The sequence below is a fragment of the Halopseudomonas sp. genome, assembly GCF_038130085.1.
GTDB lineage: Bacteria > Pseudomonadota > Gammaproteobacteria > Pseudomonadales > Pseudomonadaceae > Halopseudomonas.
Genome location: NZ_JAYPMU010000004.1, coordinates 152,999 through 165,430, shown reverse-complemented (window position 1 = coordinate 165,430; position 12,432 = coordinate 152,999). Strand labels below are relative to the sequence as shown.

The window sequence follows — 12,432 nt, the reverse complement described above, 5'->3', positions numbered from 1 at the left end:
CTCAGCGGCGCGGCTCACAGCAGGCATCTGCAGCGCCCGCCAAACGCGCCCGCTCGGCCTCCAGCCAATGCGGCTGGCTGTGCGCGGCTTGTCTGATCACCTCGCCCGCCCACCCCGGTAGATCCGGGTGCAGCCGGTAATAGACCCACTGCCCGCGCCGCTCATCCATCAACACATTCAGCTTGCGCAGCAACGCCAGATGTCGGGATATCTTCGGTTGCGAGAGCGACAACGCGTCAGTCAGCTCGCACACGCAGAGTTCCAGGTTATCGACCAGCAGCGCGCAGAGGCGGGCCCGGGTGTCATCGGCCAGCGCCTTGAACAGCACCGGCGGCGTCAGAGGTTCGCTCAACATAAAATTCACTTGTGAAACCAGCCTGCGGGCAATATATATGAAATTCCGCATATGCGGAAAAGTGAATATTTTGTTACGCCAGAGAAGGCCTGTCATATGCAAAGCAGCACCGACGACCCCAGCCAGCCCCTGCCCATGGGCCGCTTTGAACGCTACCTGACCCTCTGGGTTGCCCTCTGCATCGCCCTCGGCACTCTGCTCGGCGTGCTGCTGCCGGCGCCCATGCAGGCACTGGGCTCGCTCAGCATCGCCAACGTCAACCTGCCGGTCGGGCTGCTGATCTGGGTGATGATCATTCCGATGCTGATGAAGGTCGACTTTGCCGCGCTCGGCGAAGTGCGCCAGCAAACCCGCGGCATTGCCATCACCCTGCTGGTGAACTGGGCGGTCAAGCCGTTCTCGATGGCGCTGTTTGCCTGGCTGTTCATTCGTCACCTGTTTGCCGGCTGGCTGCCCGCAGAGCAACTGGACTACTACGTCGCCGGCCTGATCCTGCTGGGCGCTGCGCCTTGCACGGCCATGGTGTTTGTCTGGAGCAATCTGTGCCGCGGCAACCCGCAGTTCACCCTCAGTCAGGTGGCACTGAACGACGCGGTGATGGTCATCGCCTTTGCGCCGATTGTCGCGCTGCTGCTCGGCGTCAGCGATATCGTCGTACCCTGGGATACCCTGCTGCTGTCGGTCGGCCTGTATATCGTGCTGCCGCTGGCGATTGCCCAGACCGCACGCTACCTGCTGCTGCGCCGCGGCCCGGCTGCGCTGGAACAGGCGCTGAGCGCCATTGCGCCCTTGTCGATGGGTGCGCTGCTGGCGACGCTGGTGCTGCTGTTCTCATTTCAGGGCGAGGCGCTGGTGCAGCAGCCGCTGGTGATTGCCCTACTGGCCATCCCGATCCTGCTGCAGACGCTGTTTATCGCCGCGCTCGGCTACGGCCTAAACCGCCGCTTCGGGGTACGCCACGATGTGGCTGCACCCTCGACCCTGATCGGCGCCTCGAATTTCTTTGAACTGGCAGTTGCGGTGGCCATCGCGCTGTACGGGTTCAACTCCGGCGCCGCACTGGCAACAGTCGTTGGCGTGCTGATTGAAGTACCATTGATGCTCTGGCTGGTCGGTATGATCAATCGCAGCCGCCCCTGGTACGAATCCCGCTGAACCCGAGAGGAACCCGTCATGCCCGTCGCCATGGCCCGCCACATTCTGGTCAAGACCGAAGCCGAAGCAGCCGCACTGAAGAAACGTATCGCCGCCGGTGAAGCCTTCGATGTGCTGGCAAAGAAGTATTCGACCTGCCCGTCCAAGAAACGCGGTGGCGATCTGGGTGAGGTGCGTCCGGGCCAGATGGTCCGGGCCATCGATCAGATCATCTTCAAGAAACCGCTGAAAGTGGTGCACGGCCCGGTCAAGAGCCAGTTCGGCTACCACCTGGTGCAGGTGTTCTACCGCGATTGAGCGGCGCTGCCCGGCGGGTAGTAAATCAGATTGTGAAACACGGCGGGCACGGCTCCCGGATTGCGGTAGCCGTGCGGCTGGTCCGCCGCAAAACGCACGGCCTCGCCCTCTTTCAGCGGCTGCCAGACGCCCTGCACCAGCAGCTCCATGGCGCCGCGCACCACCACCACATGCTCCACCACCCCCGGTCTGTGGGGTTCTGACAGGCGCTCGTACCCCGGCAGCAGAGTCAGCTCGAACAGCTCGAAGCCGTAGCGCGCATCAAACGGAAACAGTGGCGCAATCAGCATGGCATCGGCTGCGGGGCGCTGGCGCAGGGTGTCGGCGCTGCGCAGGGTTACGCCACGTTGCTCAGCCGGCGGCGGCTCGATAAAGCTCGACAGCGACGTACCAAAGCCCGAGGCAATCTTCCACAGCGTCGCCACCGTCGGACTCGACTCACCGCGCTCGATCTGGCCGAGCATTGCCTTGCTGACGCCGCACTCGCTCGCAGCACGGTCCAGGCTCCAGCCGCGGTCGCTGCGCAGCTGCCTGAGGGTGACGGCAAGGTACTGGCTGATTTCCTGCATCAAAGGTCCGTTAAGTTGAGGGGCGCACAGCATAACAATTTCCTTTTGTGCGTTATAGCGCACGGTGCTAGGATCGGCCAATCGTGCGCTATAGCGCACAAGCCGCCAATCGAGGATAGTCACATGCTGAAGGCCTGGTTCAACCCGTCCCACATTGCCGCCGGTTTTATCGCCGTGCTGGTGGGGTACACCAGCTCGGCGGTGATTATCTTTCAGGCTGCCGCAGCCGCTGGCGCCTCCCCGGACCAGATCAGCTCATGGCTGTGGGCGCTCGGGATTGGCATGGCGGTCACCAGCATCGGTCTCTCACTGCGTTTTCGCGCCCCGGTGCTGATTGCCTGGAGTACCCCGGGCGGCGCACTGCTGGCGACCGGTCTGCCCGGGTTCAGCCTGAACGAAGCCATCGGTGTGTTTCTGTTCAACGCTGCATTGATCACCCTGTGCGGTCTGCTCGGCTGGTTCGACCGCATCATGCGCCTGATTCCAGCCCCGCTGGCCGGCGCCATGCTGGCCGGTGTGCTGCTGCCGTTTGGCCTCAACCTGTTCGGCGCGCTACAGCAGCAGACCCTGCTGGTCGGGCTGATGCTGGCCTGCTATTTGGCCGGCAAGCTGCTGTTTCCCCGTTACGTGATTCCCGTCACCCTGCTGGTTGGTGTGCTGGTTGCCGCCTTCGCCGGGCAGCTGCATCTGGAGCAACTGGAGTGGTCTCTGGCGAAGCCGGTCTGGACTACCCCGGCGCTGTCGGTTCCGGCATTGCTCGGGGTCGGCATCCCGCTGTTCATCGTCACCATGGCGTCGCAGAACGTGCCGGGTATGGCGGTGCTGCGCGCCAATGGCTATCAGTTGCCGGCCTCGCCGCTGATGACCACCACCGGCATCACCGGCCTGCTGCTGGCACCCTTCGGCGGCTATACCTTCAACCTCGCCGCCATCAGCGCGGCGATCTGTGCTGGCAAGGATGCCGATGCCGACCCGAGCCAGCGCTTTCGCGCCAGTGCCTGGGGTGGTTTCTTCTATCTGCTGACCGGATTGTTTGGCGCCACGGTCGCCAGCCTGTTTGCCGCCTTCCCGCAGGCGCTGGTGATGGCGATTGCCGGCCTGGCGTTGCTCGGCACCATCGGCAACGCGCTGGCGTCCGCGCTGCACGACGATCAGCAGCGCGAGGCCGCTTTTCTGACCTTTCTGGTAACCGCGTCCGGGCTGGCGCTGTGGGGTATCGGCAGCGCCTTCTGGGGGCTGCTGTTAGGGCTTCTCGTGCTGCGCCTGCCGCGCCGTCACGGCTGATGTGGCTGCTCGACCCGGTACCCCAAAGACGCCCTAGAGCACACAGAGAATGATCTGCTCCGGGTCGATCCACAGCCTGACCGACTCGCCAACGGTAGGCACGCTCGGCTCATCGTTCAGCGTCGCCACCAGCACTGCACCACCGGACAGTTCGACTTCCAGTGCCAGCTGAGCACCCGCCTGCTCCCGCACCAACACCGTGCCGGTCAGCAGGTTTGGCTGCACGGCGCTGGCCAGCTTGACCCAGGGCGCCTTGATCAGCGCAAACACCTCCGTACCCTCGCGCAATCCCAGCCGTTCGCTGCTACTGCGTGTAACTACCGCGCTCAGAACCTGGCCACCATCCAGGCTCAGTTCCACCCGCTCGCTCAGCCCCTCGGGGTGCAACGCGGCGACTCGGGCAAACAGCTGATTACGCGCGCTGGTGCGCAGCCGCAGCCGGTTCATCACCTGCAGGTAAGGGTCCAGGCTGTCGTCTTCGCTGAGCCGAGCCAGAAAGGTCGCGTGTTCCTGTTGATAACGGCGAAACGCGGCGACCAGTTGCTCGCCAGCGGCAGTCAGCCGGGTGCCGCCACCACCGCGGCCGCCCACCGAGCGCTCCACCAGTGGGCTGCCAGACGCCTTGTTCATTGCATCGACCGCATCCCAGGCAGTCTTGTAGCTCATGCCGACGGCACTGGCGGCCTTGCTGATTGAGCCGGTCTCGGCGATACAGACCAGCAACTCGATGCGGTCCTGCCCTGCCAATGGCCGCCCCTGATGGGAGAACCAGACCTGTCCTTCAAGTTTCATTGCCCACGACCCATTGCCAATCGCTATATAACGAATAATATAACGGGTGTTTCAGCCCCTGACAGCAAGGATATCCATGCGTCTGTCGCTACTACTCACCGCCGCTACCTGCCTCGCTGTCGGCAACCCGCTGCAGGCCGCCGAGGTACAGGTCGCGGTGGCGGCCAACTTCACCGCGCCGATGCGGGAGATCGCCCAGGCATTCGAACAGGACACTGGCCATCGAGCGGTTTCCGCCTTCGGCTCGACTGGCCAGCTGTATGCCCAGATCCGCCATGGCGCGCCCTTCGAGGTATTCCTTGCTGCCGACACCAGCACCCCGGCACGGCTCGAGAGCGAAGGCCTGGGGGTCGCAGGCTCACGCTTTACCTATGCAACCGGCGCGCTGGCGCTGTGGTCGGCTGATGCCGAGCTGATCCGCGACGGTGAGCAGCAGTTGCGCGGCGGCAACTTTCGGCATCTGGCCATCGCCAATCCGAAAACCGCGCCCTACGGCCTGGCCGCCACTCAGGTGATGCAGGGCCTCGGCTTGAGCGAGGCGCTGGCACCCAAGTTGGTCGAGGGCCAGAGCATCGGCCAGGCCTACCAGTTTGTTGCCAGTGGCAACGCCGAACTGGGCTTTGTGGCTCTCGCGCAAATTTCCCGCAATGGTGCCATCACCAGCGGCTCGGCCTGGCCGATCCCGGCAGCGCTGTACCAGCCAATCCGTCAGGATGCCGTACTGCTCGACCGGGGCGCGGACAACCCGGCGGCGCTAGCGCTGCTGACCTACCTCAAGGGTGAACGCGCCACAGCGATTATCAACCGTTACGGCTACGGGAACTGAGCATGAGCCTGCCGCTCGACAGCGCCGACCTCGCCGCGATCTGGCTGACCCTCAAGCTGGCGTCACTGACCACACTGCTGTTGCTGCTGGTCGGCACGCCGCTGGCCTGGTGGCTGGCGCATACCCGCTCGCGGCTGAAAGGACCGATCAGCGCGCTGGTTGCCCTGCCGCTGGTCCTGCCGCCGACGGTAATCGGCTTCTATCTGCTGGTCGCGATGGGCCCGAGCGGCCCGCTTGGCGCACTGACCCAGCAGCTGGGCCTCGGCACCCTCGCCTTCAGTTTCAGTGGACTGGTGATCGGTTCGGTCTGCTACTCCATGCCCTTTGTCGTGCAACCGATCCAGAACGCCTTCGAGGCCATCGGCAAGCGCCCGCTCGAAGTCGCGGCGACCCTTGGCGCCAGCCCGCTGGACCGTTTTTTCAGTGTCGCTCTGCCGCTGGCCCGCCCCGGTATCATCACCGCCAGCGTGCTGGGCTTTGCCCATACCCTCGGCGAGTTCGGCGTGGTGCTGATGATTGGCGGCAACATCCCCGAACGCACCCGGGTGGTCTCGGTGCAGATCTTCAATCACGTCGAGGCGATGGACTACGCCAACGCCCACTGGCTGGCCGGCGGGGTGCTGGTTTGCTCGTTCCTGATTCTGCTGCTGCTCAACCGGCGCGGGAACCTGCGGGTCATGCCGGGGGCACGCGCATGATCAGACTGCAATTGAAACAGCGACAGGCCAACTTCACCCTGGATCTGGACCTGACCCTGCCGGCCCGCGGTGTGAGCGCCATCGTCGGCCCCTCCGGATCCGGCAAAACAACCCTGCTACGCTGCATCGCCGGGCTGGAACGGGCGGCCGAGGCGCTGATCGAGGTCGATGGCGATTGCTGGCATGACAGCCGTCGCGGCGTCTGGCTGCCGCCGCACAAGCGCGCCCTCGGCTATGTGTTTCAGGAAGCCAGCCTGTTTGCCCACCTGAATGTGCAGGGCAACCTCGACTACGGCCGGCGCCGCAGCCGAACGCCGGCAGACCCGGCGCAGGTAGCGCGCATCGTTGAACTGCTGGGCATTGGCCACTTGCTGAAGCGGGGCACCGCCGGGCTGTCCGGCGGCGAGCGCCAGCGCGTTGGTATTGCCCGGGCGCTGCTTGGCAACCCGCGGCTGCTGCTGATGGACGAGCCGCTGACAGCGCTAGACCCGCAGCGCAAGGCCGAGATCCTGCCCTATCTGGAGCGACTGCACACCGAACTGGCGATCCCGCTGCTGTACGTCAGCCACTCACCGGATGAGGTCGCCCGGCTGGCCGATCATCTGGTGCTGCTCGATAACGGTCAACTGCAGGCCAGCGGCCCGCTGCAGGCGCTGCTGCCCCGCCTGGATCTGCCCATGGCACGCAGCGACGATGCCAGAGTGGTACTTGAAGGGATGGTCAGCGACTACCAGCCAGACTACCAGCTGCTCAGCCTGACGTTGGCAGGTGCAGAGCAGCTGCAAATAGTGCACACCGCGTTGCCGCAGGGCACTCGGGTTCGGGTAGCGATTCAGGCAAGGGATGTGAGTCTGGCGCTGGAACGGCCGCAGCACAGCAGCATGCTGAACCTGCTGCCAGCACGGATCAGCGCCATCGAACCGGCTGACGGCGCCGCGCAGATGCTGGTTCAGCTGGATGTGCAGGGCCAACCGCTGCTGGCGCGGGTGACCCGCTTCTCGGCCGATCAGCTGGGCCTGACGGTAGGCCAGCAGCTGTGGGCACAGATCAAGGCGGTTGCGGTACTCAGTTGAGCGTGTTTGCCGGCATGGCGCTGGTTTGCAGCCATTGCTGCAGGTGTCCGCGATCAATCAGGCGAATGCCGTTACGGCGGGCCTGGGTGCGCAGCGCACCGCTGATGCTGCCACTGCAGACCAGAATCAGTTCACCGGCATCCAGCGCTTCTGCCCGCTCGAACGCTTGCTGCATCATCGCCGATTCCAGCTGCGGCCGGCGCCAAAACTCGATGATCAGCAGCGCCCGTTTACCCTCGCGCTGCAGCACCCTGTCGGTGCCCGACACAGGACCAACGCCCGGGCTGTAACCTTCGCCCGCCAGCGCCAGCTCAATCAGATCACGTGCTTCCTGCCAGCTCAGCTCTTCCAACAGACGTTCGGACACCTGCTCGTGCTGCAGCCGATCCATTCGCCGCCGACGGGAAACGCGATTGAACAGGTCGGCGATCCCGGCACACAGCAACGCCAAGGGCACCAACACCTGACCAACCAGGGCAAAGCTGTGCAGCAACGTAGCAGCGTCGTCGCCAGCCTGACTGGAAGGAATAACCCACTGCCCAACGAGGTATAACCCCAGCCAGCAAAGGGCAGCCAGCAACACATAGAGCCACCACGGCACCACATGCCGGGTCAGCAATACTTGCTCAAGGGGGGAAATACTCTGGCGACGAGGCATCCTTGACTCCCAAAGGGTGGCTCCATGCCACCACATACCAACGATAGTCGCAGACAACGACCAGGTAAAGGCCGCTAACTGCGTTGCGCCAGAATCGCATCGAGCAGACCAGGGAAGCGATCATCCAGATCGGCCCGGCGCAGCGAGTTCATATGGGTCGTGCCGACACTCTTGGTCATCACCAGGCCGGCGTCACGCAGCACCCGGAAATGGTGCGACATGCTCGACTTGGGCCGACCACCGTCCAGTTCACCACAGCTGGCCTCGGCTACATCGGCCAAGCGCTGAACGATCTCCAGCCGCACTGGGTCGCTCAACGCGTAAAGCACGCGCTCAAGAATCAGCTCGCTGGCAGGTGGGTGTTTGAAGGGTCTCATGCTGGCCGATGATACACAGAGGTTTACTTCTGATCTATAGTTCCAATATTATCGAACAATTGAATCAGCCGACTATCCCACGCTGCCGGAGGTATCCATGTCAGCCCTGTTCCAACCCTTCACCCTCAAAGACATCACGCTGCGCAACCGCATCGCAGTACCGCCGATGTGCCAATACTTGGCCACCGACGGCCTGATCAACGACTGGCACGTCGCCAACTACACCAGCCAGGCCCGCGGCGGCGCCGGTCTGGTGATCGTCGAAGCGACCGCCGTTTCCCCGGAAGGCCGCATCACCCCCGGCTGCGCCGGTATCTGGAACGACCAATTGGCCGAAGCGTTCGTTCCGGTCGTGCGCGGCATCAAGGCCAATGGTGCCGTGCCCGGCATCCAGATCGCCCACGCCGGCCGCAAGGCCAGCGCCAATCGTCCCTGGGAAGGCGACGACCACATCCCCAACGACGTCGCTAACGGTTGGCAGACCATCGCGCCTTCGGCGATCCCGTTTGGCGCGCACTTGCCGAAAGTCCCCGAGGCGATGACGCTGCAGGACATCGAGCGGGTCAAGGCCGACTTCGTTGCCGCCGCACGCCGTGCTCTGGCCGTTGGCTTTGAATGGCTGGAGTTGCACTTCGCCCACGGCTATCTGGCCCAGAGCTTCTTCTCGCCGCACGCCAACCAGCGCACCGACGCCTACGGCGGCAGCGCCGACAACCGTGGTCGCTTCCTGCTGGAGACCCTGGCCGCCGTGCGCGACGTCTGGCCGGAGCATCTGCCGTTGACTATCCGTTTTGGCGTTATCGAGTTCGACGGCAACGATGAGCAGACCATGAGCGACGCCATCGAGCTGACCCGCCGCTTCAAGGCCAACGGCATGGATATGATGAGCGTCAGCATGGGCTTCAACATCCCGACCGCACAGATTCCGTGGGCACCAGCCTTTATGGGCCCGATTGCCAAGCGCGTGCGCGATGAAGCTGGCGTACCGGTCTCCTCGGCCTGGGGCTTTGGCGAACCGCACATCGCCGAGAAGGCGGTACAGGACGGTCAGTTGGATCTGGTGATGGTCGGCAAGGCGCATCTGGCCAACCCGCACTGGGCCTATCACGCCGCCCGCGAACTGAAAGTGGAGCGCCCGTCCTGGGTCATGCCGGCACCCTACGCCCACTGGCTGGAGCGCTACTGATCCACAGCAACCCCTTGCGCGCGCCGCCACGGCGCGCTGCAATGGCAGGCAGCCAATCAGCTAACCGGATGGGAGCAGCATGCAGGACGACAGCTACTACTACGAACCCGCGCAGGGCCACGGGCTGGCCCACGATCCGTTCAACTCCATCGTCGGTCCACGGCCAATCGGCTGGATCAGCAGCCGCAACACGGACGGCATCCTCAATCTGGCGCCGTACAGTTTTTTCAATGCATTCAATTACATACCACCGATCATCGGCTTTTCCAGCATCGGCCACAAGGACAGCCTGAGCAATATCGAGCAGACCGGCGAGTTCGTCTGGAACCTCGCTACCCTGCCGCTGGCCGAGGCGATGAACCAAAGCTGCGCGGCGGTGGCGCCCGAGGTCGACGAGTTTGCCCTGGCCGGTTTGACCCCCTTGCCGTCACGGCAGATCAACGTGCCGCGGGTGGGCGAAAGCCCAGTCTCCTTCGAGTGCCGCAAGACCCAAATCATCCAGTTGCAGAGCGCAGCAGGCGATGCCCTCAATACCTGGCTGGTACTCGGCGAGGTCATTGGCGTGCATATCGACCGCCGCCTGCTGGTCGACGGCGTTTACCAAACTGCTGCCGCCGAACCGATTCTGCGCGGCGGCGGCCCAGCCGATTATTTCCGCGTCGAGCCCGACGCGCTGTTTCGCATGCACCGCCCCGCCTGATAACCAAGCTACGCCACCGGACCTTCGGTCGGCGCAGCCCTGTCACCCAAGCCGCGCACCCGCTACAATGCGCGGCTTTGCGCAGCCCACAGCTGCCTTTCTTTCCGCTCTCCCTTTGCTCAGGCAGGATTCTTCCGTGATCGCTACCGCCAACATCACCATGCAGTTTGGCCCCAAGCCGCTGTTCGAAAACGTCTCCGTCAAATTCGGCAACGGCAACCGCTACGGCCTGATCGGCGCCAACGGCTGCGGCAAGTCGACCTTCATGAAGATCCTCGGCGGCGAACTGGAACCGTCCGGTGGCCAGGTGATGCTGGAGCAAAACGTACGTCTGGGTAAGCTGCGCCAGAACCAGTTTGCCTATGAAGAGTTCAGCGTGATCGACACCGTGATCATGGGTCACGAGGAGCTGTGGAAGGTCAAGGCCGAGCGCGACCGCATCTACTCCTTGCCGGAAATGAGCGAAGAAGACGGAATGAAAGTCGGCGAACTGGAAGGTGAGTTCGCGGAGATGGACGGCTACACCGCCGAATCCCGCGCCGGCGAACTGCTGCTCGGTCTCGGCATTCCGCTGGAACAACACTTCGGCCCGATGAGCGAAGTCGCTCCCGGCTGGAAGCTGCGCGTGCTGCTGGCCCAAGCGCTGTTCTCCGATCCGGACGTACTGCTGCTGGACGAACCAACCAACCACCTGGATATCAACACCATCCGCTGGCTGGAAGATGTACTCAAGGCGCGCACCAGCACCATGATCATCATTTCCCACGACCGCCACTTCCTCAACAGCGTGTGCACCCACATGGCTGACCTGGATTACGGCGAGCTGCGTCTGTTCCCCGGAAACTACGACGAGTACATGACCGCCGCCACCCAGGCGCGCGAGCGTCTGCTGTCGGACAACGCCAAGAAGAAAGCCCAGATCGCCGAGCTGCAGACCTTTGTCAGCCGCTTCTCGGCCAACGCTTCCAAGGCCAAGCAGGCGACCAGTCGCGCCAAGCAGATCGACAAGATCCAGCTGGAAGAGGTCAAGCCCTCCAGCCGTGTCAGCCCGTTCATCCGTTTCGAGCAGTTCAAGAAGCTGCACCGTCAGGCAGTGACCCTGCTGAACGTCAGCCAGGGCTTCGACGGCGAGGCGCTATTCAAGGGTCTGAACCTGCAGATCGAAGCAGGCGAGCGGGTGGCCATCATCGGCCCCAACGGCATCGGCAAGACCACCCTGCTACGTACCATGGTCGGTGAAATGCCGCCGATGGCCGGTGAGGTGAAGTGGGCAGAAAGCGCCGACATCGGCTACTTCGCGCAGGATCACGCCGACGACTTCAAGGACGACTGCACCCTGTTCGAGTGGATGGCGCAGTGGACCCAGGGCGGCGAGCAGCTGGTGCGCGGCACCCTCGGCCGCATGCTGTTCTCCAACGACGAGATCGGCAAATCGGTGAAGGTGATTTCCGGTGGTGAGCAAGGCCGCATGCTGTTCGGCAAGCTGATCCTCGGCAAGGCCAACGTCATGCTGATGGACGAACCGACCAACCACCTCGACATGGAATCGATCGAAGCGCTCAACCTGGCGCTGGAGAACTACCCCGGCACGCTGATCTTCGTCAGCCACGACCGTGAGTTCGTCAGCTCGCTGGCGACCCGCATCATCGAGCTGTCGGAGTCTGGCGTAACCGACTTCTCCGGCAGCTACGACGACTACCTGCGCAGCCAGGGCGTGCTGGTCTGATTAAAGATTGCTGACCGTCCGTCAGAGCTGAGCGAACGGCAGCAGCGCCAGCAAGCTGCCGTCGAGCACCAGCAGGTCCAGCCAGACCAGTTGGTGCAGCCCGACGATCAACCAGAAAGGAATCTGGAATGACACCTTGCGGGTCTTGTGCCGAAAGACCTGCTGCGCCACCAGCGCCCCCGGCCAGCCGCCCAGCAGCTCGATGATATGCAGGGTGTTTTCCGGCGTGCGCCAGCGGCCGGTCTCGGCGCTGCGCTTGTCGAGCCAGTACTGTACGAAGCTGACTACACTGGCTACCCCATAGACCAGCAGCCACCACGGCTGCCCCTGCTCCAGCCACAGCTGCAGGCTACCGAGCAGCGGCAACAAGCACAGCAGCCCGAGCACCACCAGCTTGGCGCCCATATTGTGAACTCGCCGATGACGGCGACCTGACGTGCGCGGTGCACTTCTTTGTGGCTGCTCGACCGCGCGCTCCCGCGGCTTGCGGCGAATCGCCGGGCGATCTAACGCCAGTGCCTCACCGCGCATGTGCTCAGCCCGCAGCCGGCCCTGATCGTCACGCACCCCGACATACCGCACCGCCATCCCGCTGACCGGTCGCGCATCGCCGCGCATGACCGAGATATGAGCAAAAACCCGTTCGCTGCCGTCATCCGGCTGGATAAAGCCAAAGCCCTTGGCATCGTTCCAATTAATCAGTTTGCCGCCCTGCTCCATCCCTGTCCCTCCCGCG

General features: G+C 63.8%; 15 protein-coding genes. 9 read left to right on the top strand and 6 right to left on the bottom strand.

Annotated elements, in window-relative coordinates; genetic code table 11:
- Window position 1: 1 nt before the first annotated feature.
- Window positions 2-352 carry a metalloregulator ArsR/SmtB family transcription factor gene (locus AAFM31_RS04995; protein ID WP_341706849.1) on the bottom strand — a complete coding sequence of 117 codons (351 nt, stop codon included), beginning with the start codon at window positions 350-352 and terminating at the stop codon, window positions 2-4.
- 99 nt (window positions 353-451) lie between these two features.
- Here AAFM31_RS04995 and arsB point away from each other — a divergent pair, with 99 nt between their 5' ends.
- Together arsB and AAFM31_RS04985 are read left to right on the top strand one after the other, a co-directional pair.
- Window positions 452-1,510, top strand: a complete 1,059-nt coding sequence (gene arsB / locus AAFM31_RS04990) for an ACR3 family arsenite efflux transporter (protein ID WP_341706802.1) — start codon at window positions 452-454, stop codon at window positions 1,508-1,510.
- An 18-nt stretch (window positions 1,511-1,528) separates the two neighbouring features.
- Window positions 1,529-1,807: a peptidylprolyl isomerase gene (locus tag AAFM31_RS04985; protein WP_083723822.1), complete on the top strand. Its 279-nt coding sequence runs from the start codon at window positions 1,529-1,531 to the stop codon at window positions 1,805-1,807.
- Here AAFM31_RS04985 and AAFM31_RS04980 read toward each other — a convergent pair.
- The gene (locus AAFM31_RS04980) at window positions 1,795-2,376 is read right to left on the bottom strand and encodes an XRE family transcriptional regulator (protein ID WP_341706801.1); all 582 of its coding nucleotides are present in this window, start codon (window positions 2,374-2,376) and stop codon (window positions 1,795-1,797) included. The two genes, AAFM31_RS04985 and AAFM31_RS04980, sit on opposite strands and share 13 nt — an antisense overlap.
- 123 nt (window positions 2,377-2,499) lie before the next feature.
- Between AAFM31_RS04980 and AAFM31_RS04975 the strand changes: the two genes are divergently transcribed.
- Window positions 2,500-3,660, top strand: coding sequence for a benzoate/H(+) symporter BenE family transporter (locus AAFM31_RS04975; protein ID WP_341706800.1), 1,161 nt, complete (start codon window positions 2,500-2,502; stop codon window positions 3,658-3,660).
- A gap of 33 nt (window positions 3,661-3,693) precedes the next feature.
- Here the strand turns inward: AAFM31_RS04975 and AAFM31_RS04970 are convergent, their stop codons facing one another.
- Entirely contained in the window at window positions 3,694-4,452 is a 759-nt protein-coding gene (locus tag AAFM31_RS04970; RefSeq protein WP_341706799.1) for a TOBE domain-containing protein, read from the bottom strand.
- 70 nt (window positions 4,453-4,522) lie between these two features.
- Here AAFM31_RS04970 and modA point away from each other — a divergent pair, with 70 nt between their 5' ends.
- Genes modA through modC form a run of 3 tightly spaced genes read left to right on the top strand, consistent with a single transcriptional unit; the run spans window position 4,523 to window position 7,049 of the window.
- The gene (modA, locus tag AAFM31_RS04965) at window positions 4,523-5,278 is read left to right on the top strand and encodes a molybdate ABC transporter substrate-binding protein (RefSeq protein WP_371833012.1); all 756 of its coding nucleotides are present in this window, start codon (window positions 4,523-4,525) and stop codon (window positions 5,276-5,278) included.
- A 2-nt stretch (window positions 5,279-5,280) separates the two neighbouring features.
- Window positions 5,281-5,976: a molybdate ABC transporter permease subunit gene (gene modB / locus AAFM31_RS04960; protein ID WP_341706797.1), complete on the top strand. Its 696-nt coding sequence runs from the start codon at window positions 5,281-5,283 to the stop codon at window positions 5,974-5,976.
- A complete protein-coding gene (gene modC / locus AAFM31_RS04955; RefSeq protein ID WP_341706796.1) occupies window positions 5,973-7,049 on the top strand; it encodes a molybdenum ABC transporter ATP-binding protein in 1,077 nt (358 codons plus the stop codon). The genes modB and modC overlap by 4 nt, the downstream gene beginning before the upstream one ends.
- On the opposite strand, the gene AAFM31_RS04950 is transcribed toward modC, so the two are convergent.
- Window positions 7,042-7,707: a restriction endonuclease gene (locus AAFM31_RS04950; protein ID WP_341706795.1), complete on the bottom strand. Its 666-nt coding sequence runs from the start codon at window positions 7,705-7,707 to the stop codon at window positions 7,042-7,044. The two genes, modC and AAFM31_RS04950, sit on opposite strands and share 8 nt — an antisense overlap.
- A 74-nt stretch (window positions 7,708-7,781) precedes the next feature.
- The gene (locus AAFM31_RS04945; protein ID WP_341706794.1) at window positions 7,782-8,084 is read right to left on the bottom strand and encodes a helix-turn-helix domain-containing protein; all 303 of its coding nucleotides are present in this window, start codon (window positions 8,082-8,084) and stop codon (window positions 7,782-7,784) included.
- Between the two features lie 97 nt (window positions 8,085-8,181).
- Here AAFM31_RS04945 and AAFM31_RS04940 point away from each other — a divergent pair, with 97 nt between their 5' ends.
- The 3 genes from AAFM31_RS04940 to AAFM31_RS04930 all read left to right on the top strand — a co-directional run bounded on the left by AAFM31_RS04940 (window position 8,182) and on the right by AAFM31_RS04930 (window position 11,696).
- Window positions 8,182-9,270, top strand: a complete 1,089-nt coding sequence (locus tag AAFM31_RS04940) for an NADH:flavin oxidoreductase/NADH oxidase (RefSeq protein ID WP_341706793.1) — start codon at window positions 8,182-8,184, stop codon at window positions 9,268-9,270.
- Between the two features lie 79 nt (window positions 9,271-9,349).
- Complete coding sequence (locus AAFM31_RS04935; protein WP_341706792.1) at window positions 9,350-9,970, top strand: flavin reductase family protein; 621 nt, start codon at window positions 9,350-9,352, stop codon at window positions 9,968-9,970.
- A gap of 136 nt (window positions 9,971-10,106) precedes the next feature.
- Window positions 10,107-11,696, top strand: a complete 1,590-nt coding sequence (locus AAFM31_RS04930) for an ABC-F family ATPase (protein WP_341706791.1) — start codon at window positions 10,107-10,109, stop codon at window positions 11,694-11,696.
- Window positions 11,697-11,717: 21 nt separating this feature from the next.
- On the opposite strand, the gene AAFM31_RS04925 is transcribed toward AAFM31_RS04930, so the two are convergent.
- Window positions 11,718-12,416 carry a DUF1294 domain-containing protein gene (locus tag AAFM31_RS04925; protein ID WP_341706790.1) on the bottom strand — a complete coding sequence of 233 codons (699 nt, stop codon included), beginning with the start codon at window positions 12,414-12,416 and terminating at the stop codon, window positions 11,718-11,720.
- Window positions 12,417-12,432 lie beyond the last annotated feature (16 nt).